Below are 25,746 nucleotides of genomic sequence, written 5' to 3' on the forward strand. Positions count from 1 at the left end.
GTCATACTGATCTGACAATGACCTTTGTACCTGATTCTATCTCTTTTACATTGACCTTTCCCACAAGTTCAAGAACTTCGCTTGACCTGACAAAACCTATAGAACATCCAGGCCTTACAAACATCTTCCCTTTACTGATCGCAGCCTGATCAATGGTGCTGTTGTCAAGTATCATCAGTTCAGAATTCACTTCAATGCTGCCTTTTATATGACAACTTGATCCTATCACTGCACTTTTGGCACTGATATCTCTGTTAACGGTACATCTCTTTCCAAGTTCAAGTTTACCAGATACCTCAAGTCCTTTCCAGAAATTAACACCGCTACCTGTCAGAAGATTTCCTTCAATTATGAGATCCTCTTCAAAATAGGCTCCTTTCTGAACTATATATGTACCGGTGGGTGAATGATATTTTATAAAGCTGTTTTCCATTATATCACATTTCAAATATTGTTTTCTGAGATAGATTATTCAGGTTCGTTTGTATCCTTTATGCATCTGATATAGATGCCGGTAGATATCATGATCAGTGCAGCCGTTGTTGTTGACATTTTATCCTGATCGATATTACTTTTGCAAATTTGATTTTCCAGCCACTGTATTGATGATTGAAGTTCATTACAGTGTCCGGAATATATCAGTGCCTGTAAAGCAATGTTGCTGGTAGCAAGATATTTCCATCCTCCACTTTCGTTGCGCTGGCTTAATATCCATTTCGAATGATCATCTATGAACCTGCTATATTTTTCATGTTCACCCAGTTGCGCCTGTTTTGAAAGTGCTGTAACAATCAGTGACACAGTTCCGGTATGCTTCCATTCACTGCTGAAATTATTCATAAGCCAAACACAGCCTTCCTTGTTGTACACTCCTGCATCTGCAAGGGCAATAAGTGCATATGATGTATCATAAACATCACAATTCCATGAACCTTCTGATTGTCCCTCTTCCAGACGTTTTATCAGTGAATTGTATACTATCCCTGCATCAATAAGTGCAGAACAGGCACGTGCAATATCCCTGATAGACTCATAACATCTGCTGCTATCTATAATCAGATCTAAAACATGTTTGTCTATAATCTCCTGTGGAATTATTTCTTTCCACAGACAGTAAGCTGAAACCACACGGGATAATTCTTTTATTCCGTTTGGACCTCTCTTTTCAATATAATCAATCAGTATTTTTGCAAAGTCAGTGTTCATCTATCTCCAGAATAAATCATTATATTTTATCTGCTCTTCGATTTATGCCACATTTTTGTGATATTAATATTATCTCACTGTTTTTCAATTAAAAGAATATCTCAACCTTAAATAATATATCTGTGTCTGTCACTGTATTCTCTCTGCTTGCCCGGATTCCAGCGGCTGACATGTCCAAAATATCCGGTAACCCTTGAAATATAGTCCACTATCTCATTTGCACATATCATACACTTGCTGGATCTGCCTTTTGAGACATGACCCTTTATGCATATTGAATAATCCGGGGAGAAACAGAAGTATGCAAGTTTTGTTCGGGATAGCTTTTCAACCATCTCGTTTAGTCCTTCTGGATCAGGGGTACTTTCTCCCATCCATATATGTGCTATAGCTCCCCCTGTGAAAAATGGATGCATATCTGATTCCACCTGCAGCTTTTCAGATAGGGGAATACTTGAGTTGTAGGGTACATGGGTGGAATTGGTATAATAGACTGAATTTCCATCACCCTGAAATGCTGCTTTATTTCCAAACTCTGATTTGTCCAGCATTGCCAGTCGGTGTGCCGTACTCTCTGCAGGTGTCTGCTCGAATGTATAGGTTATTTCGTCCGTTTCACTGTATTTATTAATTCTCTCAGCCATATAACCAATGATCTTTTTTCCAAGTTCAGTTTGATTTACCAGAGGATCTCCAGTAAGGTTGACAAGACATTCGTTCAGGCCAACTACTCCAAAGGTGAGATGTCTGGTACTGAAATTGTAATAGTCAGGGCCTTGATCACTTTTCTGTAGCAACCAGGGAAGAATGTTCCATTCATAAAGCGATCGGCGAATAATATCCTGTCCCTGGAGTAATGCAAGGCGTGCAGTATTCATGATTTTATCAAGACAGATAAAAAATTTATCTATATCTGCAGCTTCCAGTGCTATTCGTGGAAGGTTAACAGTTACTATCTTATTTGAACCGGTTCCCATTCCACCTGCAGTCCATATGCCGCCTGCATGTTTAACCAGGAGCCTGCAGCACATAGCCTGGATAGAATCCTCCTCTAGATAATCTGCAGCAAGATTGAGAAAATAAGGTGCACCTGTAGAAGAGGCTGCCTTCATGGTATCTATCCATAAAGGATCTTTGAAATTATGGTCTTTTGTTATAGCAGTGGTTATCAGAGGAAATGTAAATGGTGCTCCGCAGGCATCACCCCTGCCTGCAATTTCCATAACTGCTCTGTATATTCGTCGGGCCTCATCTTCGAAATCGGAATAGGTATCCTTTAAAAACTCTCCTGCATATATCGCTTTTTCTTCTTTTAGTGAAGGAGGACACTGAATGCGCAGCCCTATATTTGTAAAGCAACTCTGTGCTCCGGTTCTGTTGGCCTGGTTCATCTGGAATACGAATCCCTGTATGATCTGTGATAGCCGCTCATCGTCTATGCTGTCATGGTGCAGATGTGGTGCCAGCAGCCAGTTAAAATAGTCCACAGCCTGTGCTCCTGCAAAAAATTGCTGTGAGTGTATCATGAAAGACATTGTATGATATACTGCAGAGTCGAATTTTCTTGCAGGCCGGCTTTTTGTATGTGGAAATTTCAATCCGTCCATCAAAAATGTTCTGGCATCAATTCCATTGCAGTATGGTCGAAATGGTGAGTGCAGATCATGGATATGTATTCTTCCCTGCAGGTGTGCTGCTTTGATGGCAGGAGAATACAATTTTTCAAGTGCATATCTTTTATTTATCTGTGAACTTAGATGAATATCTATAAGGGATGGGCTCTGCTGAACATTTGAATTTTCTCTCAGTAACCAGTTCCTGTTATCAAGTGCATCCTCAACCAGTTCTACAGGATCGGTAAAATCCAGCCGGTCAATATTGCTCCCTGAACCCCTTTCCATGTATGAAAATTGATCAGTATCATTAAATAACCTGTTGGCAGGACAATAATTTGAAGATTCTCATCGTGTATCAATTTCTGCGACTATGTCCACTATATTCCTGAAACACTCGGTCCATTGTGATGTTTTCTGAGCATATGAACTCACAGAGCCTTTATCTGCATTTCTGGAAATTTCGTTTTCAAGTGGAAGCCTTGCAATAAGCGGGATATTATATTTTTTGCAGGTATCCACTACAGCACCACTGGAAAATAGGTCAATTCTATTATGGCATATGTTACAGGTTGCACTGCTCATATTTTCAACAAGTCCCAGAACAGGTAATTTCAATGACCTGGCAAAATTGATGGATTTTATTACACTGTTAAGCGCCACTTCCTGCGGTGTTGTGACTATGATCACGCCGTCACATTCAGGCATAAATTTTGCAATGGTCAGTGCCTCATCACCTGTGCCAGGCGGCAGGTCCACAATTAAAAAATCAAGACTGCCCCACTTTACATCCTGCAGGAATTGTCTGATAACCCTTATCTTGACCGGCCCCCTCCATATAACTGGGGTATCGTTACTGTTTACCAGCAATTCGATTGACATGATCTTTAGATTATCCGTTACCTTGAAGGGATCAAGACCTTTTCTTTTTTCACCAGTAGCTGCAGCATTGATACCATACATCTTTGGTACACTGGGCCCGTGTATATCCCCGTCAAGCAGGCCTACCTGAAATCCTCTATGTGCCAGACTGGATGCCAGGTGTGTGGCAACTGTACTTTTTCCAACTCCGCCCTTTCCACTCATGACAATTATTCGATGTTTTACATTCTTCAGGTTATCAGCTATATTTGAATTCTGTTTTCCTGAGAGAATATTTTCAGAAGTATACATCTTTTGCCGTTTCATCCGGTTTCCTCAAAAATATATTTAGAATCAATACAAATCAATATCTTCAATTCAATATACTCTCAGTACAATGCCTCTGAGCAGTCGCCCGAGAATATCAGATCCCGTTATTATCCTCCTCTGGTTCTCATCCTCTGCCCAGTATATAATCAGGTCAAGGTCGATCACATGATCTTTTTCGTGTAGCGGATAGACCTTTAATCTGCGTATTACCTGTTCCAGCCTGGTGTCAGGAGATGTTACTATAACAGGAGTGTGGCAGTAGTTGAGTGTATAGAATGGTCCTTCTTTATATATTGCATCCCTTAGGAAATCATCTGCATCGATAACCATTCTGGGATCATCATCTTCATCGGTTATTATGACCCACTTTTTCCCGGAAGACTGAATTCTCTGGAGGAAAGGATCATCAGGATCTCTTTTGATATCCGGAAATACAGGATAATTTCCTCTAAATGGAATTGATATTATACTCCGGGGATCAATAATGGAACCTTCATTCTCAATTCTCACATCATCCATTGCAAGGAAATTAAGCGCTCCAAGACCTTCCAGCTTACCGATATCCGTCTTTGAAGATTCGATATGTTTCTCCAGCATTACCATAAGTGATCTTTCCCTGAAAAGCTGGAGTTCTTCCTTCCCAAGCCACCGGTCCAGAAGTATGGCCGATGGCTTTGCTACCGGATAGAGCAGTATCTGATAGAATTTTATCATCGGGATCATATAAGCTCCCACACGCAGTGTGTGGCGGGAGAAATATGCCTGGGGTACGATCTCACCAAAACAGGTAATGCCAATGGTAGAGAATGCAAATGCTGCAGCACCGCTCATAACCGATTCAGTGAGCAGTGCAATCAGTACGTTAACTGCAACGTTACCCCACAGCAGTGTTGTTAGGAGAAAATTGGAATCTTCCCTGACCTCAAGGATCTTTTTAGCGTTCTTACTACCAGCCTCGGATTCAATTTCAAGCTTTAGTCGGCTGAGTCCGAATAATCCTATGGTAAGTCCTGCAAATAATCCCGACTGTATGAGACAGAGTACAATAAATATCCATGTTAGTTCCATTTTTACCTGATAACCTCACATTTCTGATAGTTTTTTCCAGTATCTTTTTAATGGGTCAATATATTTTGAGGGTATAACTATATATGATTATATACAGTTTTGAGCCGGATTTTTTTCCATATAATGCTCCGGATTGTATTTCCATGTTCCTTAAGCAAATATGGCATTTTTTTTAGCTACTGAACATACTGTTTCTGTCATTCTACTCTTGTAACAATTCCTTTGAGAAGTCTACCCAGGATATCCGAGCCTGTTATTATTCTTCTCTGATTTTTGTCCTCTGCCCAGTATATGATCAGGTCAAGGTCGATCACGTGATCCCTTTCATGTAGTGGATATACTTTTAATCTGCGTATTACCTGCTCCAGGCGGGTGCTGGGCGAGGTTACAATGACTGGATGATGGCAATGGGTGAGTGGATAGAATGGTCCTGGTTTGTATATCGCATCCCTGACAAAGCTGTCTGCATCAATAACCATTCTTGCCTGATCGGTTTCATCGGTTACTATTACCCATTTTTTCCCTGAGGACTGAACCTGTTTCAGGAAGGGATCATCTGGGTTTTTTTCCACATGGGGAAAGAGAGGCTTGCTATTTCTGAAAGGAAGTGTGATTATGCTTTCCGAATTAATGATGGATCCTTCTTTTTCTATTTTCACATCATCCATTGCAAGGAAGTTGATGGCACCAAGACCCTCCAGTTTCCCTATATCTGTTTTGGTTGACTTGATATGCTTTTGCAGCATGAAAGTGAATGCTCTTTCCTTGAGAAGCTGTAATTCCTCCTTCCCAAGCCATTTATCCAGCAGTATTGCTGATGGCTTTGCTACTGGATATAACAGTATCTGATAGAACCTGATCATTGGGACAAGATATACTCCTATTCTCAGAGCATGGCGGGAGAGGTATGCCTGGGGCATGATTTCTCCAAAAACAGTGATCACCAGGGTAGAGAATGCAAATGCTGCAGCACCGCTCATAACTGATTCAGTGAGCAGTGCAATCAGTACGTTAACTGCAACGTTACCCCACAGCAGTGTTGTGAGGAGAAAATTGGAATCTTTCCTTACTTTGAGGATCTTCTGTGCATTGATGTTGTCAGAACCAGCCTCAATTTCAAGTTTCAGTCTGCTGAGTCCAAATAGTCCTATTGTAAGTCCTGAAAAAACCGCTGATTGGAGCAGACAGAGGCATATCAGTATCCATGTTACGATCATTTTAAATCTATGGCCTCTTGATACATAGTGTAAAATAATAAGGCAGGAAAGTTTGCTTCTTCATTTCTGATCTTTGAATAACCTATTGAATGCTATCTACTACCAGATATAATACCGTATTATTCAGTTATAAATATTTTGATGTTGAGCAAAAAGAGATATTATTTCGACCCTGCTCAGCGCAACAATAATTAATGACCAGCATTTAAATTAAAATCAATAAAATTGAAAAGGTGAATCTGATGAATTCATTTACTCCTGTATCCTCTGTAGGTGAGAGAGAACTTATAAGGCGTCTCTCCAGAATATTTTACCAGGACTCAAACCGGGATGTCCTGATAGGTCCCGGAAAGGATGACTGTGCTGTTCTTTCAGCCGGTGATGGTGAATGTATTGTGGTAACCACTGATATGCTTCACAGAACAACTGATTTTCCACAGCAGATGTCAGGATGGCAGATAGGCTGGATGTCTGCTGCTGTAAACCTTAGTGATATTGCTGCCATGGGTGCAAATCCCTGCGGAATTCTTGCTGCAATAGGCTTGCAATCCGACTGTGATGTTGGATTTGTGGAGGAGATTGCCAGGGGACTGCATGCATGTGCAGCTTCCTGTGGAACTTCTGTTATAGGTGGGGATATTGATACCCATGATGAGCTGACCATCACCGGAACGGCAGTTGGAAAAGTGTCAGAGGATCGATTGCTTACAAGAAAAGGTGCAAAACCAGGTGATATGGTATGTGTTACAGGCTATGCAGGTTCGGCAGGTGCTGCTCTTTATGCCCTTGAAAATAATATAGAAACCAGTGAATCATTGCTAAAAAAGCTGTTTGAACCCATACCAAGGGTCAGGGAATCTCTCTCCCTTGCAGACTCAGGTGCCGTCACATCAATGATGGATACCAGTGACGGGATAGCAATTTCTCTCTATGATCTTGCAGATGCTTCAGATGTAGGCTTTATTATCTATGAGGACAGACTGCCTCTTCAGGACGATTTAAAGCAACTCATACATGAACCGGAAAGACTCCTTGATTATTCTCTCTATTCAGGCGGTGATTTTGAACTCCTGTTCACACTCAGCCCTGAAAAAGTCTCTGACGCCACAAAAACATGTGATTTTACAATAATCGGTAAGGTAGCTGAAAAGGACATGGGAATAACACTTGAACGCCCACAGGCAAATAACCTTTCTATTAGTAGAAAGGGTTATCTGCAATTAAAGGATACGGATTGAATATAACTTTCACAGGTAGGTAATACTATGAATTTATTTAACAAACTTCTCCCAGTTAAAGAAATATCTATGAAAAAATTAAGTTTTTTAGTTTTAGCAGCGATTATTTTACTATTATTAACAGCTCCAATGGCAGCATCAGAAAATAACAGTGCTACTATTGACCCTTCAACTTCAACATTTGATAAAAAGCTCTCAGAACAAGAAAATGTTACTACCACTATTACCTGGAATGATGCAGAAAATGTGACCCTTATTGAGGTCGATGGTTCTCCCCTTGAGAATAATACCGATTATAAAATTACGGATGACGATGACTCTAACGCTACATTAATTATCTTAAAAGAGTATTTAAGTGAGCAGGATACGGGTAATATTGATTTTTCAATATTTTTCAATGTAGGTGATTCTTCTACTTTTACTATTACAATTGAGGATAGTACCGAATCCGCTACTATTGCCCCCTCAACTTCAACATTTGATAAAAAGCTCTCAGAACAAGAAAATGTTACTACCACTATTACCTGGAATGATGCAGAAAATGTGACCCTTATTGAGGTCGATGGTTCTCCCCTTGAGAATAATACCGATTATAAAATTACGGATGACGATGACTCTAACGCTACATTAATTATCTTAAAAGAGTATTTAAGTGAGCAGGATACGGGTAATATTGATTTTTCAATATTTTTCAATGTAGGTGATTTCTCTACTTTTACTATTACAATTGAGGATAGTACACCAAAACCTGCAACAATTGAACCTACTAATGCAAACTTCGATAGAGATAAACCTGAAGATTTAATAACTGTTATTACCTGGAATGATGCAGAAAATGTGACCCTTATTGAGGTCGATGGTTCTCCCCTTGAGAATAATACCGATTATAAAATTACGGATGACGATGGCTCTACTGCTACATTAACTATCTTAAAAGAGTATTTAAATAAGCAAGATACCGGTGATATTGAACTTTTAATCGACTTTGATATTGGTGAGGCTAAGTTTACTATAACTATTCATCCAAAAGGCTACTCCACAGGTAACCGAATATGGGATGCTGACCACAATCTTTCTTTAAAATATGAGTGGAATGCCAAAAGCTTTTCAGGCTTTTACTATGACCTGGATACTGGAATGAGTTCTGAAAGCATGACTATAGAGCTTTTAGACTATAACAATCGAAGAGTAGATGATGGAAATCTAAGATATATAACTGAACCTGTGATGACCGGATTTGAATATGGCGGTTTTGGTGATTATCAGGTGATTGGCTTTATGGCTGACAGATACTTTGCCGGATATACTGCTGCTAATACTACTTTCCTGAATCGTGATGTCAGCATGATGGCAGATGGTCAGCTTTCAAAGGTTCTGATTGATACCGATGACAGGCGTTCAGTATTCACCGGTTCATCTCTGGTTCTTGAAGATGGGTATGTGATCAATATTGTGGAGATAGATGTAAGTGGTGACCGTGTTTTCCTGACACTGAGCCGGGATGGAAGGGAGGTTGACAGTGCCATTCTTTCATCAGGTGATATCTATGTGTATGAGAGGGATATTGGTCATACTGATGACGTACCTGTGATTGCAGCCCGCATTTCAAGTGTTTTCAGAGGAACTGAGACAAACGCTGTGTTTATTGAAGGTATTTTCCAGATATCTGATGATTACGTTTCCATTGAACAGGGTGAAAAGTTTGGCAGAATGGAGATATCGTCCATAAGTGAAACCTCAATTGAGATGAGAAATGATGGCTCCTTTAATCTTCGCCAGGGAACTACAATTGACATAATGGGTGACCTTAAATTTATTGTTGCAGATTCTGGTACAATCAGGTTTGCACCATTTGTGGATATTACAGAACCAGGTGTACATGAGATCCGGGGAACAGTTGCAGAAAACGAGGGCCTGACATGGACTCCATTGAACTTCGAAGGGTTCTATTATGATATAGATGAAGGATTGATGACAGAGTCTCTGGAACTTGACTACAGTGGTAGATCTGTAGGGGATGGAGACCTTAGATATGAAACTGTACCTGCACTTGTAAGCTTTGAACAGAGCAACTTTGGATCGTATGAAGTAATTGGATTTATGGCAGAGAAGTATTTTGCAGGTTATACCGCAGCTAATACTACTTTCCTGAATCGTGATGTCAGCATGATGGCAGATGGTCAGCTGTCAAAAGTGCTTCTTGATAATGATAATCGCAGGACCCTGTACACTGGCTCTTCTCTGGTTCTGGAAGAAGGATATGTTCTAAGGATACAGGAGATCGACCTTGACGGTAATAATGTACTGGTATCCCTGACAAAGGACGGCTCAGAGGTTGATTCCTATGCTATTGTGGGAGCTGGTCAGAATTATGTATATGAGAGGGACCTTGGATCAGCTGACGATGTTCCAATAATCATTGTAAAGATCGATAGCATTTTCAGGGGTACTGAGACCAATGCTATTTTCATTGGTGGTATCTTCCAGATATCCGATGATTATCAGCTGATCGAAACTGGTGATAAATTTGGAAAGATGGAAGTTGATTCCATAACCGAAAACCGTATTGTTATGACAAACGACGGTGGATTTTCACTTAGCAGAGGCAGTACAATTGATATCATGGGAGATATCAAATTCAAAGTAGCTGATGATCATCCTGATGTAAGATACTATCCATTTGTTGAGCGAACAATTGCAGGTGATTCTCTTGATCTGGACATGCCATCAACAGCGGTTATGGATTCCACACTCACCATAACTGTAACTTCAAGAGGTGCAGGGGTTGAGGATGTTAATGTCAGATTTGGTGGAGAGAATATTGGAACCACAGACAGGGATGGTGAACTTAGATATATACCAACAGAGGCAGGTACTTTTACAGTGGAGGCCCAGAAAACTGGATATATCTCAGCTACAGGAAATGTTGAGGTTATTTCTCCTGATGATGAAGATCGCATGATGAGCATTGAGGTGTCACCTGAGACCATATACGAGGGCAGTTCAATGGAGATCAGAATTGTCACTGCTATTGGTGCTGAACCCATGGAAGGTGTGGAGGTATTCTATGATGGTAATTCTATGGGACTGACCGATGAAGATGGTACTGTGGACCCCAGAACTGCCCGAGAGCCCGGAATGCATAAAATAACTGCGTACAAGGAAGGTTATCTTGAGGCAGAGAGGAATATTGAGGTCATTGCTCTGGAGGCAGATTTTGAATTCTCCAATCTTGTGATCTCTCCTGAAGAGGTCAGACAGGGCAGGGATGTTACAATTTCTGTGGATGTTGAAAATACAGGGACTGCAGAGGGTGAATACAATGTTGATCTCATGATCAATGGAAATGTAACCGATACAAAGCTGATATCCCTTGGTGTAGGTAATTCAACAACACTGGAATTTGTGCATACAGCGGGTGAGCCAGGTAACTATACTGTAAATGTTAATGGACTGGAAGGAACTTTTGAAGTTATTGAGGGCAGGAGCATATTCTGGTATGTACTGGGAGTTCTGATCATTGCCGGTGCAGCTGGCACAGCATACATGTTCACGGCAGGAGGATGGACTGTTGAGATGCTCAGGGCCCGATTAATGGAACTTACATCACAGATATCAGAAATGATTGATCAGATAAGATCCAGATAACCAGGACGGCATTTACGATATGGAATGGCAGGGAACAAAATAGGTTTTGCTCCCTACCCCACTTTCCTTTTCCTGCACTTTTTTTACCTCTTTTTTTAAGTTATTTTTTTAAAGAACAATACCCTGGAGACTAACATAATCGTTTTTTTCAAAAAACCTGCCCGGGTCTATCGGATCATCATCTGCATTTTTACTGGTTTTCTACATTAGTTCCTAAACTAAGTTTCTGAACTAAAATCGCAAACTTAATGTTCTTCAGGGGAATCTCTTCATTAACTGCATGTAAAAAGGAGCAGGTTGATGGATCGTCTGAGAATATGTGGTATTTATGCTGGCATTATATTTTTTGTGGCTGCTATTGCTTTGATTTTTTCATTTTCAGCTGCAGCTGACCAGAATGTTCCTGCTATAACAATTGATTCTGATTACGAGGTATATCCTGACAGAATGCAGGTACACGTTTCCAAGGAAGTTGTATTCAAAAATACAGATGCTTCTACGAGCTACAGGAGAGGCTATTATGATCGTATGTATTCTCATATCCCGGATGGTGCTGAGAATATACAGATATATGGTGCAAAGGGTGATCTGGTTTACCATGGTCCAGGCCATGATGAGCCATTCTATACAATTGAGTTCCCGGAACGTGTATGGTATGGTAACCATTATTCATTCAATATTGAATATGACCTTGTGATTGAGAGTCTCATTTCTGATAGTATCATGGCCTTCAACGTTGATGAAAGAGGGGATGACGTGGAGGTTTGTATCAAAGTTCCTGATGCATTTGACGTTTATTTTGATCCCGGAATATATGAAATGGATGAAGTGGATGGATATTATATCTTCAATTCCAGGCCCGAAAATGAGTGGACCAGGGCACATGCATTTGAAATATATGGTAACAGCTCAAGGGAATCTATCAGCAGGAATGTAAAACTTTCTCAGGGGGATCTGCAGGTAACAGTGAACCATTACAGTGGTGAGGAGCAGTGGGCTCTTGGAATGCTTAGAATAGCTGAAATGACTCTTCCCATACTGGAAAATATTACAGGCATTCCATATCCTGCAGACTATGATATTACAATCACACAGGCAAGCAAAGCTGATACCTCAGGATATGGTGGAATGAATCGTGGGGCAGATGGGATATGTCTTCTGCACAGTGAAGGATACGATATACTCATTCATGAACTGGCGCATTACTGGACACGAGACCACGGGTTTGAGCATGTCTGGCTTGATGAGGGATATGCTGATCTGTATACCTATCTGGTGCTTGAGAGAATAGATCCGGAATATGCGGAAAAAAGAAAAGAGAGATTTTTCAGCCAGTATGAAAACCTTAAATGCTGCTATGATTTTCCACTGGCCGACTGGGATGTTCCAGACAATCTGGATCAGAGAAATTACACAGAAACGGAATTCGGCTACAAGAAAGCCTTTGTAACTGTGTATAATTTATATAATGACTATGGTCTGGAACATATGATGAACTTACATTCTGGGCTTTTGATCCCAGTAAGTTAAAAGTTCTTTTGTTAAATCTCTGTATTCTTTACCCTTCTCAGTCATAACAAAGATGTTGCTTCTCTGTTCGATCAACCCTTTATCTTTCAGATCATTTATGTACTTCTTTGCAATGCTTGAGTTAAGGTTTGCTCCGTATACGATCTTTGTCTTTGTAGCTCCGTTTGAAGCTATGTTCAATATATCCAGTACTATATCTGTTCTGCTTCTGCGAATTTTAATACCCCCGTTCCCAAAGTTTATATTCCTATAACGGTATTATATATCTCTGTTTTTCACGTTGCGAATGTGTTTTTACTGTAAGCCACTGTAACTCCATTAAGAACCATTCTTCCCCAGTATAAGTAAGAAACAATAATATATAACTGTTTTCCGGTTTATTATATTTAATATGTAATTTATATGATAGGTATTTCATTTAATGCTGAAAAAATATTTGGTAAATGACTGATATTGCCAGATAATGCCTTTACAGTATTTATTTCAGGATATCCGGAATGTGCAGAATTTATCTATTCCGAATGGATTTATGTTAAAATCCAGGAGACTTTTGTATTACTGTAGACTGTTGACATTAAATGATCATTTCAGAAGACTATCATTTGATTTTACCATTGTTTAGTCTCTAAAAAGAATAACTGATCATACGTACTATTGTCAGAAACAATATTTCGAAGTATTAATTCTTAACTATGTTTCATATTCTTATTTAAGCTGAAAAAAGATAAGGATTATTGTGGTTGTTGTGGGAATAGTGGGGGACCTGATAACTTCACGGTTACAAAGGATGAGACCAATCATCCCTCCTAATTTGACATATCTCTCTAAATCCGTGAAGTTATCAGGACACCGATTTTAGTTTTTTAAATATCAGATCCGTGAACTTGTGTTTTCAATTGATGCTTTTTATATCTGATAACCTGGATATAAGATTTTTGTTTTAACTTTTCTGTGCTGGATCAGGTACCTGATTTAACTGATCTGAAGAATTACTAAATAGTACTGAAAATCCACCATTCCAGAGGTTATTATCTATTGAAGTGATGTGGCAGAATGGATTCCAATTCTGTACAAATGTTACTAATTATTGTTTCAGAACCGTCTTCTGCATCTGGTTTTCTAACTTTTACTTCTTATTGGTATTTAATACTTCTCTCTTATAGAAAGTAATGTAGCAGTTATGGGATGGAGTGGGGTCCAGATGCCTTCACATTTGAGTGGATGTTTTCAGAACTAGGTGGAAGCGTCCTGTAGCGTCAATAGGTGGCGTTTGTGAGCATCTGTGAATGCCGGTTATCCTGAATAGCTCATAGCTGTGCAGGTTTAGAAATAAATTGGAATTTCATAAGATGGAGGTAAATAGATATGCGATGGAAATTGAGTGTAATTTTACTCGCAGCAATGGTATGCCTTGCGTTAACAGGCGTATCCGCAGCACAGGATAACAACTGTGATGTAAAATTCTGCTGGGAAAAACCATGCGGTACAAAAGTGATTGACTGCGACACTGAAGTAACTCATGTATTGAATGATTTTAAAACAACACCCGCAATTAAGGAAAGTGTAAATGGGGTAGTTTATCTCATAATAGATGAAGAGAGAAATAAAGTAAGACCAGGTGATATAAGACTCACATGGTATCATACAAACTATCCACCAAACACCAAAGTGAAAGCTGGCGATTTTGATGTAGACAATAATGTGTCTGATCTACCAAACGCTACAATATCATACTATGATATAAACCACAATGGAATATATGACCTTTATGACCCTGTATACATAGACAAACATGGAACAGGAGAAGTCTCCATAAATGACATCAGGGTGACTGATATTCCACCAGTGGATGTTAAATCATTAAATCCTGAAAATGCCGGGGAGGTAATCTACACCCAGGCACAGTTTGCCCAGAGATGGACAAAAGTTCTCTCCTCAACAGCTCCTGACTTCAAGTGGGAACTGAACCCAATTGGCAGCGGAAATGTCGAGGATCTTGTAAAGTATGTTGATGTTGACTGCAGTGGTGACTGGAGCTGCGCAGACAGAATCTATCTGATTCAGCCATCTTCAGTTGAATACTATATGAATGGAAAATGGATTTCATATGATGACTTTGTCACAATTGGTGATGTAAGATTCTTTGTAGATCCTGCAGATGAGAAATTTGAGTGTGGTACAAAGGTTCAGCAGTGTGACAAGGATGCCACTTACATGCTGATAAGACCTGGTATGGTCGAACATTTGCCAACACCAATACTTTCAAAACAGGTTCTTGAACCCACAGCAATCTATCTTGACATGGATGCCAGCGGCACAGTTTCAATCGGTGATATAAGACTGTCTCATGTATCCACAACATATGAACCAAACACCAAGGTAAAATGGTGTGATGAGATGGACCTTGGTAAAGAGCTTGTAGCCATTGACCAGTACGCAATAAAGTATGCTGATATCGATGGACTTGATGGATATACACTGGGAGATCCACTCTACATAGACCTTGATGGTAATAACAAGGTATCTGCTGGTGACATAAGGCTGACCAATGTTCCTGTGTTTTGTATGGATGATTTAGAGGCCGGTGAAATAGGTCCAATGTGGTCTGTTGTAAAAGGCGGACTGAACCCTGACGCCGATGTTGGATGGGATCTTGAAACCATTGGACACATCAGTGAAATAACTGGGTACATTGATTCTGACTGTACAGGTGACTGGACATGTCCTGATAAACTGTACTTCCAGCAGCTTACAGGTGGTCTTCATGACTACTTTGTGACAATTGGTGACCACAGAACCTATGTGCCACCCGAAGCCATTGAAGAGGAAGACTGGTTTGAATGTGGAACCAAAGTAGTTCAGTGTAACAAAGACCTTGTGTATGTTCTAATGGAGCCCGATGTCACAGTAAAAGTTGGCCTGACCCATCAGGGATACTACCTTGATATGGACAGGAGCGGAACAGTTACTGTGGGCGATATCAGACTGAGTGAAATAACCACCAAGTTTGATGTCTATGATCCAAACACCAAGGTTGTACAGCACGACACCGATATCGGTCATCAGATGCAGTACAAGAATGATGACGGCTACTACTTCTATCTGGCATACACAGGATCAGGTGGATACAATGTGAATTCTCCACTGTACCTTAGAACCCAGGCAACAGCTGATACTCTTGACAGATACTACCTGTCACCAGGTGATCTGAGACTATCCGATGTCCCAGTTGGTGTTGGAAGTATTGGTGAGAGCTACACCTTCATTGAAGAGGGTGATGCTGATGACGGTGTAAGGTTCTACAGACTGGGTGATTCAACCATAAGTAAAGCAATGGTGCACAACTACCTGATGATCTTTGATGCAGACTGCAGTGGAGACTGGACATGTCCAGATAAACTGTACCTACAGCAGAAGCCTACACGCCATCAGAACTGGCTCAATGACTACTTTGTAACAATTGGAGACTTCAGAATCTACATGCCACCAATGGAAGACGTTGACAATGGCAACGACACTGGCAATGGTGACACTGGCAATGGTGACACTGGCAACAATGATGAAGTGACACTAGATGATGTTATCGCAGCAATTATGGATTACTTTGCATCTCAAGGAACAAATCCAACTATTGAAGAGGTAGTGTCATTGATCCAGACATACATGACTCAGAATCAATAAGGAGTGAGTAAACAATGTTTACTCACTTCAATTTTTTGGGGGTTAATCAATGATTGAAAAAAGGACAATATTATTGCTGGTAGCAATGATGGCAGCAGTATTACTCATATTACCGGCTACAGCCGCGGCAGATGCTTCAGCGGATCGAAGCATGCCAGCTTCGGTTGGACCTGGTGAAGAGTTTACTGTAACCATCACTGCTTCCAATTATGGGATGTTTGCTCAGGTAACTGAGACTCTTCCAGCAGGCTTTAGCTATGTGAGTTCCAGTCTGAACCCTGCACAGGTATCTGTGGATGGAAATGATGTGACCTTCACACTTATCGGCGGGGGAAGCTTCACATACACTGTAGCAGCCTCCGGAACTGCAGGTGATTATCCGTTCAGTGGTACCCTTCAGGATATGGATCTGAATGTAATTGCAGTTACCGGTGATACATCTATCAGTGTAACTGATACTCCTGTTGACAATGGAGCATCTGCTGTTAGGAGCATGCCAGCTTCGGTTGGACCTGGTGAAGAGTTTACTGTAACCATCACTGCTTCCAACTATGGTATGTTTGCTCAGGTAACTGAGACTCTTCCAGCAGGCTTTAGCTATGTGAGTTCCAGTCTGAACCCTGCACAGGTATCTGTGAATGGAAATGACGTGACCTTCACACTTATCGGCGAGGGAAGCTTCACATACACTGTGGCAGCCTCCGGAACTGCAGGTGATTATCCGTTCAGTGGTACCCTTCAGGATATGGAACTGAATGTAGTTGCAGTAACTGGTGACAGTGAAATCAAGGTAGCAGATCCATGCCCATTCTCTGCAACCAGGACTCTCCCAGCTGAAGTTCAGATGGGTAAGGAGTTCAATGTTTCAGTGACTGTAGAGGATGACGGACAGAATGTAAGTGTAATCGAAACACTTCCTGCAGGTTTCTCATATGTCAGCTCCACTCTGGATGATCCATATGTGATAGTTAATGGAAATGAGATTACATTCAATCTGGCCGGTGTAACCAGCTTTGAGTACACTGTCAAGGCATCACATGTTGAAGGTGAACACACCTTTAGTGGTGTAATTGAGAGTGAAGATGGAGAGGATCAGTGTCCTGTCAACGGGGACAACACAATATATGTTGTACCAATTGAGGGAATGGATCTCAAGGAAGGATGGAATTTCTTCTCTGTACCACACGTACTTGAAAATTCCAGTGTTGACTATGTCCTTGCAGACATAGAATATGATGCACTGCTATACTACAATGCAGGTACAGATGCATGGGAGATCCCAGATGACCTTGAACCACTCAAAGGATACTGGATAAAGTCCAACGAGATGCAGATTGTGGAAGAGGATCTGCTTGAAGCCGGAGGAGCTGCAGTTCCACCAGTTATGAATGTATATACTGGATGGAATGCCATTGGGCATACTTCAATGGATCAGCTTCCTGCAGAAGTGGCACTAGGCTCAATCGATGACTCATATACAACTATAAAAGGTCCATGGAATCCGGATACCAAATCCTATGAGAAAACTGGACTTAATGGTCAGTTTGGAGTCATCGGCGGCAACACTGTTGGTACCGACATATTCGAAATGAGTCCATTTGAAGGATACTGGGTATATGTTACTCAGGATGATGTACTGGTCTCATTGTGAATAAAATAAAATAGCAAAGATTTGGTGAGATTAACAAATCTCACCTACATTTTATCCAAGTGGGGGATTAAATGAAAAAATTAAACGCATCTATAATTAAATTTGCAGTGGTATTACAGTTATTCATATTACTATTTGCGGCTGTTTCAGTATCTGCAGCATCACCCCAGCTTCCAATTATTGCAGGAGGAGAGGTAGAATTAGATGAAAAGTCTGCAGAAGCAGGCACAACAATTACTGTCATGCTGGATGGTAAGGTTGTAAGTAAAACCACAGTATCAAATGATGGGATCTATGGAGATAAACCTTCAAACAGGCTTCTAATAACCGAGTCTGATTATACGAAATACAAATTTTATGTCAATGGCATAGAATCTGAACTTGCAAATCCTGATGCCATTAAGAATGCAAAATCGGGAGACTTGATTGAACTGAATCTGAAAGCCACTACACCAACTGAAAGCTCAGGTGATGATGTCGTTTCTACATCAATGGGCGGCGGTGGAGGAATGGCAGCACCATCTGCACCATCAGATGATGGCAGTGGAGCAGTTGATGAGAGTCCATCCGTACCATCAGATGAAACCGTTCTTCCAAGTCCTGGAAGTGAAATTGATACCGGATCAGATGAATCAATGCCTGTTCCAACTCCGGAGAGTCAGTCTACACTTGTATTCGGGCTAGTTCTTTTGCTCTTCGTCGTACTGGTAGGTATCGGGGCTCTGAAGTATAAAAAGAAATGAAAATGAGTAGTTAAGCGACTGTATATTGATGTGCAGGAGTGAAAAAAACATGATTGAAAAAAACAGAACAATTAAAATTGCAGTGATATTGCAGCTATGCATTCTGCTTTTAGCAGCAGGATCCTTTGCAGTCTCAGCTGCAGAGGATGAAGCATCACTGCCTTCATTTCCCTTGATCATGCAGGGAAGTATACAAATAAACGGAGAGCCTGCTCCACAGGGTACTGAAATTACTGTAATGCTGAATGGAAATGTTGTTGGTAGTACCACAGTTGAGCAGGAAGGGGTTTATGGGGACAAGCCTTCAAACAGGCTTTTAGTTTCAGCAGATCCTCAGAATTATGGAGATCTGGAATTTTATGTTAATGGAATTGAATCTGAACTGGTTAATGTAGATGAAGTCAGGAATGCAGATCCCGGAGATACAATCAGATCTGCAGATATTGTTGCATACCAGAATAACTTGCCTGCATTATCAGCGCTAATGGGGATTATAGTTGTGTTGAGTATAGCTGTAGCCATAAAATACAGGTCAAGAGAATAATTCAGTGTGCCATGAAATAGGTTTTGTGGTATACTTTTATTTTCTTTAAAAAAGGCACAGGAGCAATATTTGCTGATTATGATTTGCTGGTATCTGCTGGACATAAATTATAGGAAGTGGTGGCTATTAAACGAAGGAGCAGAATAGATATAACGGCAGAAATACTGGATACCGCAATGAATGGAGCAAATAAGACACAGATCGTGTATAATGCAAACCTGAACTTTATTACTGCCAATAAGTATCTTGATATGTTAATGAAAAAGAATCTGATAAAAAAGAAAGGTGATCTGTATTTCACAACTGAAAAAGGAAAAACATTCCAGGAACTTGCTAATGTATTAAAGTCTGAGGATAATAACAGGGATATTGAAGGCAGGAGCCTGAAGGCAAGAAAGGAGGGAGGAAATACATGAACATTAACTCCCTGAATTTATCGGTTATACAATTATCAGTTATACAATATCCTTATATTCCTTCATTATATGATTCTTCGGCTCTACTATAATAAATATTTTTACGGGGATGGTATTTTTTGCAGGTGGGGAATAGTAAATGAAGATATGGGATTTGATATATGCTCTAATGCCACATTCACTTAACAAGTCGTTCGTTAAATGGAAATGTGGCCTATGTCGCCAGGATGAACTACTTCAAAAAAGTCGGATTGCCATATATCCCCATACACTTGATGTTAATGAACTGATCACAAATGATCTTGACAGGGCAGTTTCATTTCTTCCCTACTGTGCAAAACCAAAAGGTGATTTTGAGTGTCCTTTATGTGATCCTGTCTATGGAAGAAAGGATAGCAAATGTCTGAAACTGATGAACCATCAATGTAATGTTCCGTGTTCACTTGGCAGCATGGTTGATGTTTTAAAGGGCCATGGTTTTACTCATGACCGGATTTTCATTATTGATAATGATTCCAACCTGTTTTCATGGCTTGAACAGAAAAAGAACGAAGGCTATAATTATCTGCTGCCAGGTGTCAGCTGCTACTATGGCGTTGGGTATGCACTGGATTATATCGGAAAAAAGCTTGGTTACAGTGGATGTATTGTTTTTCTTGACGACTACGATTCATGTGATCCGGGAAATGGGATGTGCAGGGGGCTGGGTGATTATCTGAGCATGGAAAAGTTCGATAAAGGCAAACGCACAAAAATAAATGAGCGATCTATCCAGACCATGGACATGCTTCTTGATGGGAAATATTGATTACTATCTCGATTTGTTTGTTGATATTACCTGAATATGTGTATACACATGACCTCAAAATTCAGTATTAATCTCAGTATGATTGCCACAAGAGTTATACAGATGAACATCAATTGGTTTTAGAAATACATAAACTAAGTAAATACGTACATCTGTATAATAATTCAGTGGAAGATATATAAATGGTTTTATATAAAATGGATATATGCTGTGAATGCATAATAACTGAGAGGTGAACCTGCATGCTCAAAGAACTATTATATGGGCTCTTACCATATTCTCTAAACAAATCACTGGTTAACAGAAGATGTGGATTCCACAAACAGGACAAGGTGCTGCAGGAAAGCCGGATAGTCCTGTCGCCCCCGGATTTTGATTTTGGTAGAGTAGTTTCAAGTGAACTTGACAAATCGGTTTCGTTTCTTCCATACTGTGCAAAGCCCCGGGGTGAGAATGGGTGTCCACTATGTGATCCTGTCCATGGAAGAAAGGACAGTAAATGCCTGAAGCTCATGGATATGGATTGTCATGTACCCTGTACGCTTGGATCAATGGTTGATATATTGAAGAAACATGGGTTCACCCGAGATCGGATATTCATTATAGATAGTGATCCTAATCTCTTTTCATGGTTAAAGGATAAAAAAGAGGAAGGATATAAATACATCATGCCGGGTGTGGCCTGCCATTACGGTGTTGGATATGCTCTCAACCATATTTCCAAAAAACTTGGATACAGTGGATGCATTGTTTTTCTTGATGACCATGATCCCAAAGATTCAAAAAATGGTGTATGCAGGGGAATATCCGATTATCTAAGCATGGAAAAATATGATAAAGGTAAACTTACCCGAATAACTGAATCATCGATTTCAACCATTGATATGATGCTGGCAGGAAACTATAAGTCAGTCAATAATAAAAACAAATCGTATGAGGTATTGAATTATCCTAATTTTGCTCATGATCCATCAGAAAAAACAAAAAAACCTGCAGAAAACTGATTATCTCGAAAATATTGCTGATCTACTAATTTTTCATCTCATTATCGCTATGTTATTTTTAATAATTTTCTATGGATAGCTAAACTGCTTGATGTTTAAATAAATTGTACAGCCTTAATTTTGGTCATTTTAACAGAGGCAGTTTAATCAACCCCATGTAAAAAAAGATTTGATTTATATATTCCAGATTCTGGATATAATGCCTGTATGTTTTGATTGTACTTATATTGATTCTGATTTTTACTTCTTATTACTGTTTCGTCTTTAATTATATGATTTACAGTCATAAATAACCATGTCTAATGAACAGATGGGGGTTCATAGTTATAAATAAATTAGCGGAGATGAGAATATGAAAATATGGATAGTTATACTGACATTAATGGTAGCATTAATGACAGCTTCATCAGCTGCTGCTATTACAGTTGATGGATATAAATCACCGGGAGAATGGGATGATAACTGGGCTTTTGGTCAGGAAAATGCAACTACATATGATCCAAACGGTCCATTTGGTGATCGAATGGTAATACGTCAGGGTGGACTTGATACAGCAGTAACGGATAACTGGTTTGATGTATATCCCAATGACACAGCTGGACCAACCTTTGATCAGTCCATGGCCACACAGGGTGATTACAGTGGATCTGACATAATGAAAGTTTATGCCAGATATGATCCTGTAAATGATGTAATGTATGGTATGACCGAGGTTTATGGGATGCCTGGTGACTTGGATGGTAATGAAGATGTTACTGGAGTAGCTCCGGCTGACCAGGCTGGAGATCCCGGGCCAGCTGCTGGAACACCAGGACATCCATATGGGCTTGGTCCTACAGAGTTCTGGCATATAAATATACAACAGGGTGCAAACTGGGCTTTTGTTTCAGTAGTAAATAATGACTGGTCCGTTTCTTCAAACGTTGGAATGGATTATGATGATGCTGATGCAAGATTTACTTTTGATCAGTACCGTCTTCCCGGAGATGAAACGCTTCCAAAATCAGTTTATGAAGTAAGCATGAGTAATTTCAGCACGTTCTTTGATATGAGTCCAGGTGCGACATTTGCAGCTGAAATTATGGCAGGTTCATCTGCTGATATTGTAGGTGAGGAAATTGTATCGGTATTCTTTGAGGTCCCCGAACCAGACATTGAACTTATAAAATATGTAAGTGGGGATAATGTTACATGGCACGATGCAAATACACCTGCAGCAGGTCCTCTTCTGGATACAGGTCAGGATGTCTACTGGAAGTATGTAATCACCAACACAGGCAATGAACCACTGGTTAACGTTATGTTAACTGATGATCAGCTTGGCAACATAACATGTCCACAGGATACTCTTGCAATAGGTGAGAGCATGGAATGCTTTGCACAGGGAACAGTGCCTGAGGTGTGCCAGCCACCCTATTATTACAAGAATGTAGGAACGGTTGATGCTATAGGAATGGCATCCGGTATACCCGTAACAGACAATGATCCTGCACACTACAGATGTAAAGACATACCACACAATGGTAACGATGTGCCTGTTATGACTCCTGCAGGACTTGTTGGACTTGTGGCAATGCTTGGAATAATTGGAATTGTTTCCATGAGAAGGAAAGATTAATTCTAATTTTTCCTACTTTTTTATATAGGCGAAGGTGAATATTTAAAGTGGGTATTTGGTGATTATTAATGGGGAAAAAACGTACAAAAAAACAAGCATCTAAAAAAAATACTGAACTAACTCTTAAAGACAAATTAGTGAATGTATTTGAGGATAATAAAGGTATAATTCGCTTTGCAGGATTGTATCTTCTGTATATTGCTATTTTAACTCTTGTTTATATCACAGTAAAAGACGATCTTCAGTTTATGAGGGACTGGACTGCAAATGGCCTTGCAGTTATTCTGAATCTGCTTGGAGTTGAGAACTCTCATATGGGCTCCTACGTGTATCTGGAGAACCTTTCTCTGAGAGTCATTGATGAATGCACGGGTATCTATGAGATCCTTGTATATTCAAGCTGTGTTCTTGCATATTCCACCACTTACGCCAAAAAAGCTATCGGTATTGCATTTGGAATACCTGCAATCCTTGGAATAAATATGATCCGGCTGGTTTCACTGTCATTAGTGGGGATCTGGAGTCCGGAATTGTTTGATTATGTTCATTACTATCTCTGGCAGATAACACTTCTGATTATCATTGCAATTGTAGTGATTGTATGGATTGAAAAGGTGGTTAAGAAATGAGAATCTCTGTATTTTTTGGTAAATTCTTATTATATCTGACAGTCCTGTTCATAATTGCATTGCCAGGAGTGATAAATCACTTTGAATCGGGGGACACATCACTTTCAGCTTTTAGCTTTCTGACATTCTATCTTCCAATGAATCTTGTTCCTTTTATTGCACTGGTGCTTGCTACACCTGTTGAAAATAACCTCCGGCTGAAATATATTATTGGAGGTTCTGCAATAATTTGTGTGTTCACTCTACTGATAATAGGCTTCCAGTTTACTTTTGTTTCTGTTGCAGGTGAACTATTCTACTTCTATGCAATTGGAAGGGTGGCTTTTCCATTTGTTCTGTGGTTTGTGCTGATGAATCGCCATATGAATTTTAACTTTTAAGGTAAAAGCTTCGTCTTTATGGAATATATTTATAGAGTACTATCTTTTATATTTATCTAAATATATAAAAAAAGTATATTCTGATAACTTCACAGATTAGAGAGATATGTCATAATTGAGGGGATGAATGGTCTCATCCTTTGTAATCGTGAAGTTATCAGTATTCCCCCGTTCCCACAACACTTACAATACTTTCTATGAGATTGATTTTTTAAATAATAATATGAATGAGAGTTTCATAACATTCATTCGAAAAACAGATAAGTAATTTAGTTACATACTGTAATAATTTTTTAATATTTCGTTTAATTATTTGTTTAGACCTGCTTATAGTTAGTATCTTCTTACATGCTGCGTGATGAAGATTATCCAGTTAATAGGATTTTTCCTGGCGTATAAATCAAAGGAAAATAGTTCATATGAAAATGTTAGATCGAAAATAGGTAAATTTAAAAGGGGTTGTAATTATTGGATACTTCACAGAACAATTAGATATGAAAATATTGCATGATAGATCTAAAATGCAATTTGTTACCCCTTTAAATTTCTGTGAAGTATCCAGATCAGGTCCCACTCCCCAACCCTTTACAATTATAATTACATTATAAATGCTTAAATAGAGATAAGAAACAATTTTCTGGACAAAAGTTTCCCTGCAATTGTACTTAAAAACAATTAGTATGGCTTTTTATCAACTATCTGGAATTCACTGGTAGAGTTAATTATTTTACAGGATATTGTCAAAAAACAGAACTCCAAGGCTGTAAAAATCTGGAAGTCCTATTATTACGAACATATTGTTGCATATTATAACAATTCCCATGACTGCTATTATGTTCCTGGTTGCACTCCATAGGCTTTCCAGCCTTTTATTTTTACACTCAATATATACCCTGTATAAAAGTATCAAAAATAGCAGCTTTACCATAAGCAGTGAAATAAATCCTGCTGACTCTAGCAAATGGGCCATAACAGGATTTCCTTCATAACCAAGCCCTGCACTGATAGCTACATATGTAGTCAGAAAGTCCAGAACTATAAAAAATATAATGACGTATCTGGAATCATACAAAAATGTCCTGACATCTCTCCATTTAACCATTTCCCCAACCCCGCACTATTTTAATACCACATTCAGAAAACATTTAACTGATAGGAATCACACTGCACTCATCATGTAGTCGATACTCGATATGTTTTCATGATTGTGATATTCGGGTCAGGCCCACTCCCCAACCCGCTATAATTGTATTTACTTTACAAAAGGCTAAATAAAGATATGAAAAAAAAATCTGAAATTAAGTTCCAGAACTTAGATGCATAATTTATTTATTTGCAAAACCTCAACTGATTTTGAAAATAAAAAATTCCTGATAAAGTTCTGATTTCATGCAGATTCGATGCTTAACTGGTTTAAATAATATAATTAGAAACAGCCATTCGAACTTCTTTTTCCAGACTGTTTTATGCTTCTGAATCTTAGTTATAGATAGCAAATAAATTCCCATGATATGGTACAGGAAGGGGGTAACAGACGTTATATCTGCTTGGGCCTGATTTT

General features: G+C 39.5%; 21 protein-coding genes. 13 read left to right on the forward strand and 8 right to left on the reverse strand.

The annotated features are described in order from the left end of the window. Window position 1: 1 nt before the first annotated feature. The 6 genes from MZHIL_RS01470 to MZHIL_RS01495 all read right to left on the reverse strand — a co-directional run bounded on the left by MZHIL_RS01470 (window position 2) and on the right by MZHIL_RS01495 (window position 6,295). Window positions 2–433 carry a hypothetical protein gene (locus MZHIL_RS01470; protein ID WP_013897595.1) on the reverse strand — a complete coding sequence of 144 codons (432 nt, stop codon included), beginning with the start codon at window positions 431–433 and terminating at the stop codon, window positions 2–4. Window positions 434–468: 35 nt separating this feature from the next. Continuing rightward, window positions 469–1,206: a prenyltransferase/squalene oxidase repeat-containing protein gene (locus MZHIL_RS01475; RefSeq protein WP_013897596.1), complete on the reverse strand. Its 738-nt coding sequence runs from the start codon at window positions 1,204–1,206 to the stop codon at window positions 469–471. 107 nt (window positions 1,207–1,313) lie between these two features. After that, window positions 1,314–3,107 (reverse strand): anaerobic ribonucleoside-triphosphate reductase, encoded by a 1,794-nt coding sequence (nrdD, locus tag MZHIL_RS01480; protein ID WP_013897597.1) that lies wholly within the window; start codon window positions 3,105–3,107, stop codon window positions 1,314–1,316. A 60-nt stretch (window positions 3,108–3,167) separates the two neighbouring features. Then, window positions 3,168–4,007 carry an Mrp/NBP35 family ATP-binding protein gene (locus MZHIL_RS01485; protein WP_013897598.1) on the reverse strand — a complete coding sequence of 280 codons (840 nt, stop codon included), beginning with the start codon at window positions 4,005–4,007 and terminating at the stop codon, window positions 3,168–3,170. A gap of 51 nt (window positions 4,008–4,058) precedes the next feature. Next, a complete protein-coding gene (locus tag MZHIL_RS01490; protein ID WP_013897599.1) occupies window positions 4,059–5,078 on the reverse strand; it encodes a DUF21 domain-containing protein in 1,020 nt (339 codons plus the stop codon). Window positions 5,079–5,275: 197 nt separating this feature from the next. Further along, entirely contained in the window at window positions 5,276–6,295 is a 1,020-nt protein-coding gene (locus MZHIL_RS01495) for a DUF21 domain-containing protein (RefSeq protein WP_013897600.1), read from the reverse strand. Between the two features lie 242 nt (window positions 6,296–6,537). Between MZHIL_RS01495 and thiL the strand changes: the two genes are divergently transcribed. The 3 genes from thiL (at window position 6,538) to MZHIL_RS01510 (ending at window position 12,711) form a co-directional block, all read left to right on the forward strand. Further along, window positions 6,538–7,533, forward strand: coding sequence for a thiamine-phosphate kinase (gene thiL, locus MZHIL_RS01500; protein WP_013897601.1), 996 nt, complete (start codon window positions 6,538–6,540; stop codon window positions 7,531–7,533). A 129-nt stretch (window positions 7,534–7,662) separates the two neighbouring features. After that, a complete protein-coding gene (locus tag MZHIL_RS01505) occupies window positions 7,663–11,181 on the forward strand; it encodes an S-layer protein domain-containing protein (protein WP_052306385.1) in 3,519 nt (1,172 codons plus the stop codon). Window positions 11,182–11,481: 300 nt separating this feature from the next. After that, a complete protein-coding gene (locus tag MZHIL_RS01510; RefSeq protein WP_013897603.1) occupies window positions 11,482–12,711 on the forward strand; it encodes a hypothetical protein in 1,230 nt (409 codons plus the stop codon). Here the strand turns inward: MZHIL_RS01510 and MZHIL_RS01515 are convergent. After that, window positions 12,679–12,954: a winged helix-turn-helix domain-containing protein gene (locus tag MZHIL_RS01515; protein WP_216580005.1), complete on the reverse strand. Its 276-nt coding sequence runs from the start codon at window positions 12,952–12,954 to the stop codon at window positions 12,679–12,681. The two genes, MZHIL_RS01510 and MZHIL_RS01515, sit on opposite strands and share 33 nt — an antisense overlap. A gap of 1,122 nt (window positions 12,955–14,076) precedes the next feature. Here MZHIL_RS01515 and MZHIL_RS01520 point away from each other — a divergent pair. From MZHIL_RS01520 to MZHIL_RS01565, 10 genes are all read left to right on the forward strand, one after another. Then, the gene (locus MZHIL_RS01520; RefSeq protein WP_013897604.1) at window positions 14,077–16,392 is read left to right on the forward strand and encodes a hypothetical protein; all 2,316 of its coding nucleotides are present in this window, start codon (window positions 14,077–14,079) and stop codon (window positions 16,390–16,392) included. A 49-nt stretch (window positions 16,393–16,441) separates the two neighbouring features. Then, window positions 16,442–18,043 carry a COG1361 family protein gene (locus tag MZHIL_RS01525; protein ID WP_013897605.1) on the forward strand — a complete coding sequence of 534 codons (1,602 nt, stop codon included), beginning with the start codon at window positions 16,442–16,444 and terminating at the stop codon, window positions 18,041–18,043. A 71-nt stretch (window positions 18,044–18,114) separates the two neighbouring features. Then, complete coding sequence (locus tag MZHIL_RS01530) at window positions 18,115–18,786, forward strand: hypothetical protein (RefSeq protein WP_013897606.1); 672 nt, start codon at window positions 18,115–18,117, stop codon at window positions 18,784–18,786. Window positions 18,787–18,835: 49 nt separating this feature from the next. After that, window positions 18,836–19,330: a hypothetical protein gene (locus tag MZHIL_RS01535; RefSeq protein ID WP_013897607.1), complete on the forward strand. Its 495-nt coding sequence runs from the start codon at window positions 18,836–18,838 to the stop codon at window positions 19,328–19,330. 119 nt (window positions 19,331–19,449) lie between these two features. Then, window positions 19,450–19,746 (forward strand): winged helix-turn-helix domain-containing protein, encoded by a 297-nt coding sequence (locus MZHIL_RS01540; RefSeq protein ID WP_013897608.1) that lies wholly within the window; start codon window positions 19,450–19,452, stop codon window positions 19,744–19,746. Between the two features lie 139 nt (window positions 19,747–19,885). After that, window positions 19,886–20,554, forward strand: a complete 669-nt coding sequence (locus MZHIL_RS01545) for a hypothetical protein (RefSeq protein ID WP_013897609.1) — start codon at window positions 19,886–19,888, stop codon at window positions 20,552–20,554. 242 nt (window positions 20,555–20,796) lie between these two features. Next, entirely contained in the window at window positions 20,797–21,558 is a 762-nt protein-coding gene (locus MZHIL_RS01550) for a hypothetical protein (protein WP_013897610.1), read from the forward strand. A 352-nt stretch (window positions 21,559–21,910) separates the two neighbouring features. Continuing rightward, window positions 21,911–23,176, forward strand: coding sequence for a DUF7507 domain-containing protein (locus tag MZHIL_RS01555; protein ID WP_013897611.1), 1,266 nt, complete (start codon window positions 21,911–21,913; stop codon window positions 23,174–23,176). A gap of 68 nt (window positions 23,177–23,244) precedes the next feature. Beyond that, window positions 23,245–23,805, forward strand: coding sequence for an archaeosortase B (gene artB, locus MZHIL_RS01560; RefSeq protein WP_013897612.1), 561 nt, complete (start codon window positions 23,245–23,247; stop codon window positions 23,803–23,805). Beyond that, window positions 23,802–24,185, forward strand: coding sequence for a hypothetical protein (locus MZHIL_RS01565; protein ID WP_013897613.1), 384 nt, complete (start codon window positions 23,802–23,804; stop codon window positions 24,183–24,185). Before artB ends, MZHIL_RS01565 begins: the two co-directional genes overlap by 4 nt. A 727-nt stretch (window positions 24,186–24,912) precedes the next feature. Here MZHIL_RS01565 and MZHIL_RS01570 read toward each other — a convergent pair. After that, window positions 24,913–25,287, reverse strand: a complete 375-nt coding sequence (locus MZHIL_RS01570; protein WP_013897615.1) for a DUF5658 family protein — start codon at window positions 25,285–25,287, stop codon at window positions 24,913–24,915. Window positions 25,288–25,746: the final 459 nt, after the last annotated feature.

The sequence above is a fragment of the Methanosalsum zhilinae DSM 4017 genome (assembly GCF_000217995.1).
GTDB lineage: Archaea > Halobacteriota > Methanosarcinia > Methanosarcinales > Methanosarcinaceae > Methanosalsum > Methanosalsum zhilinae.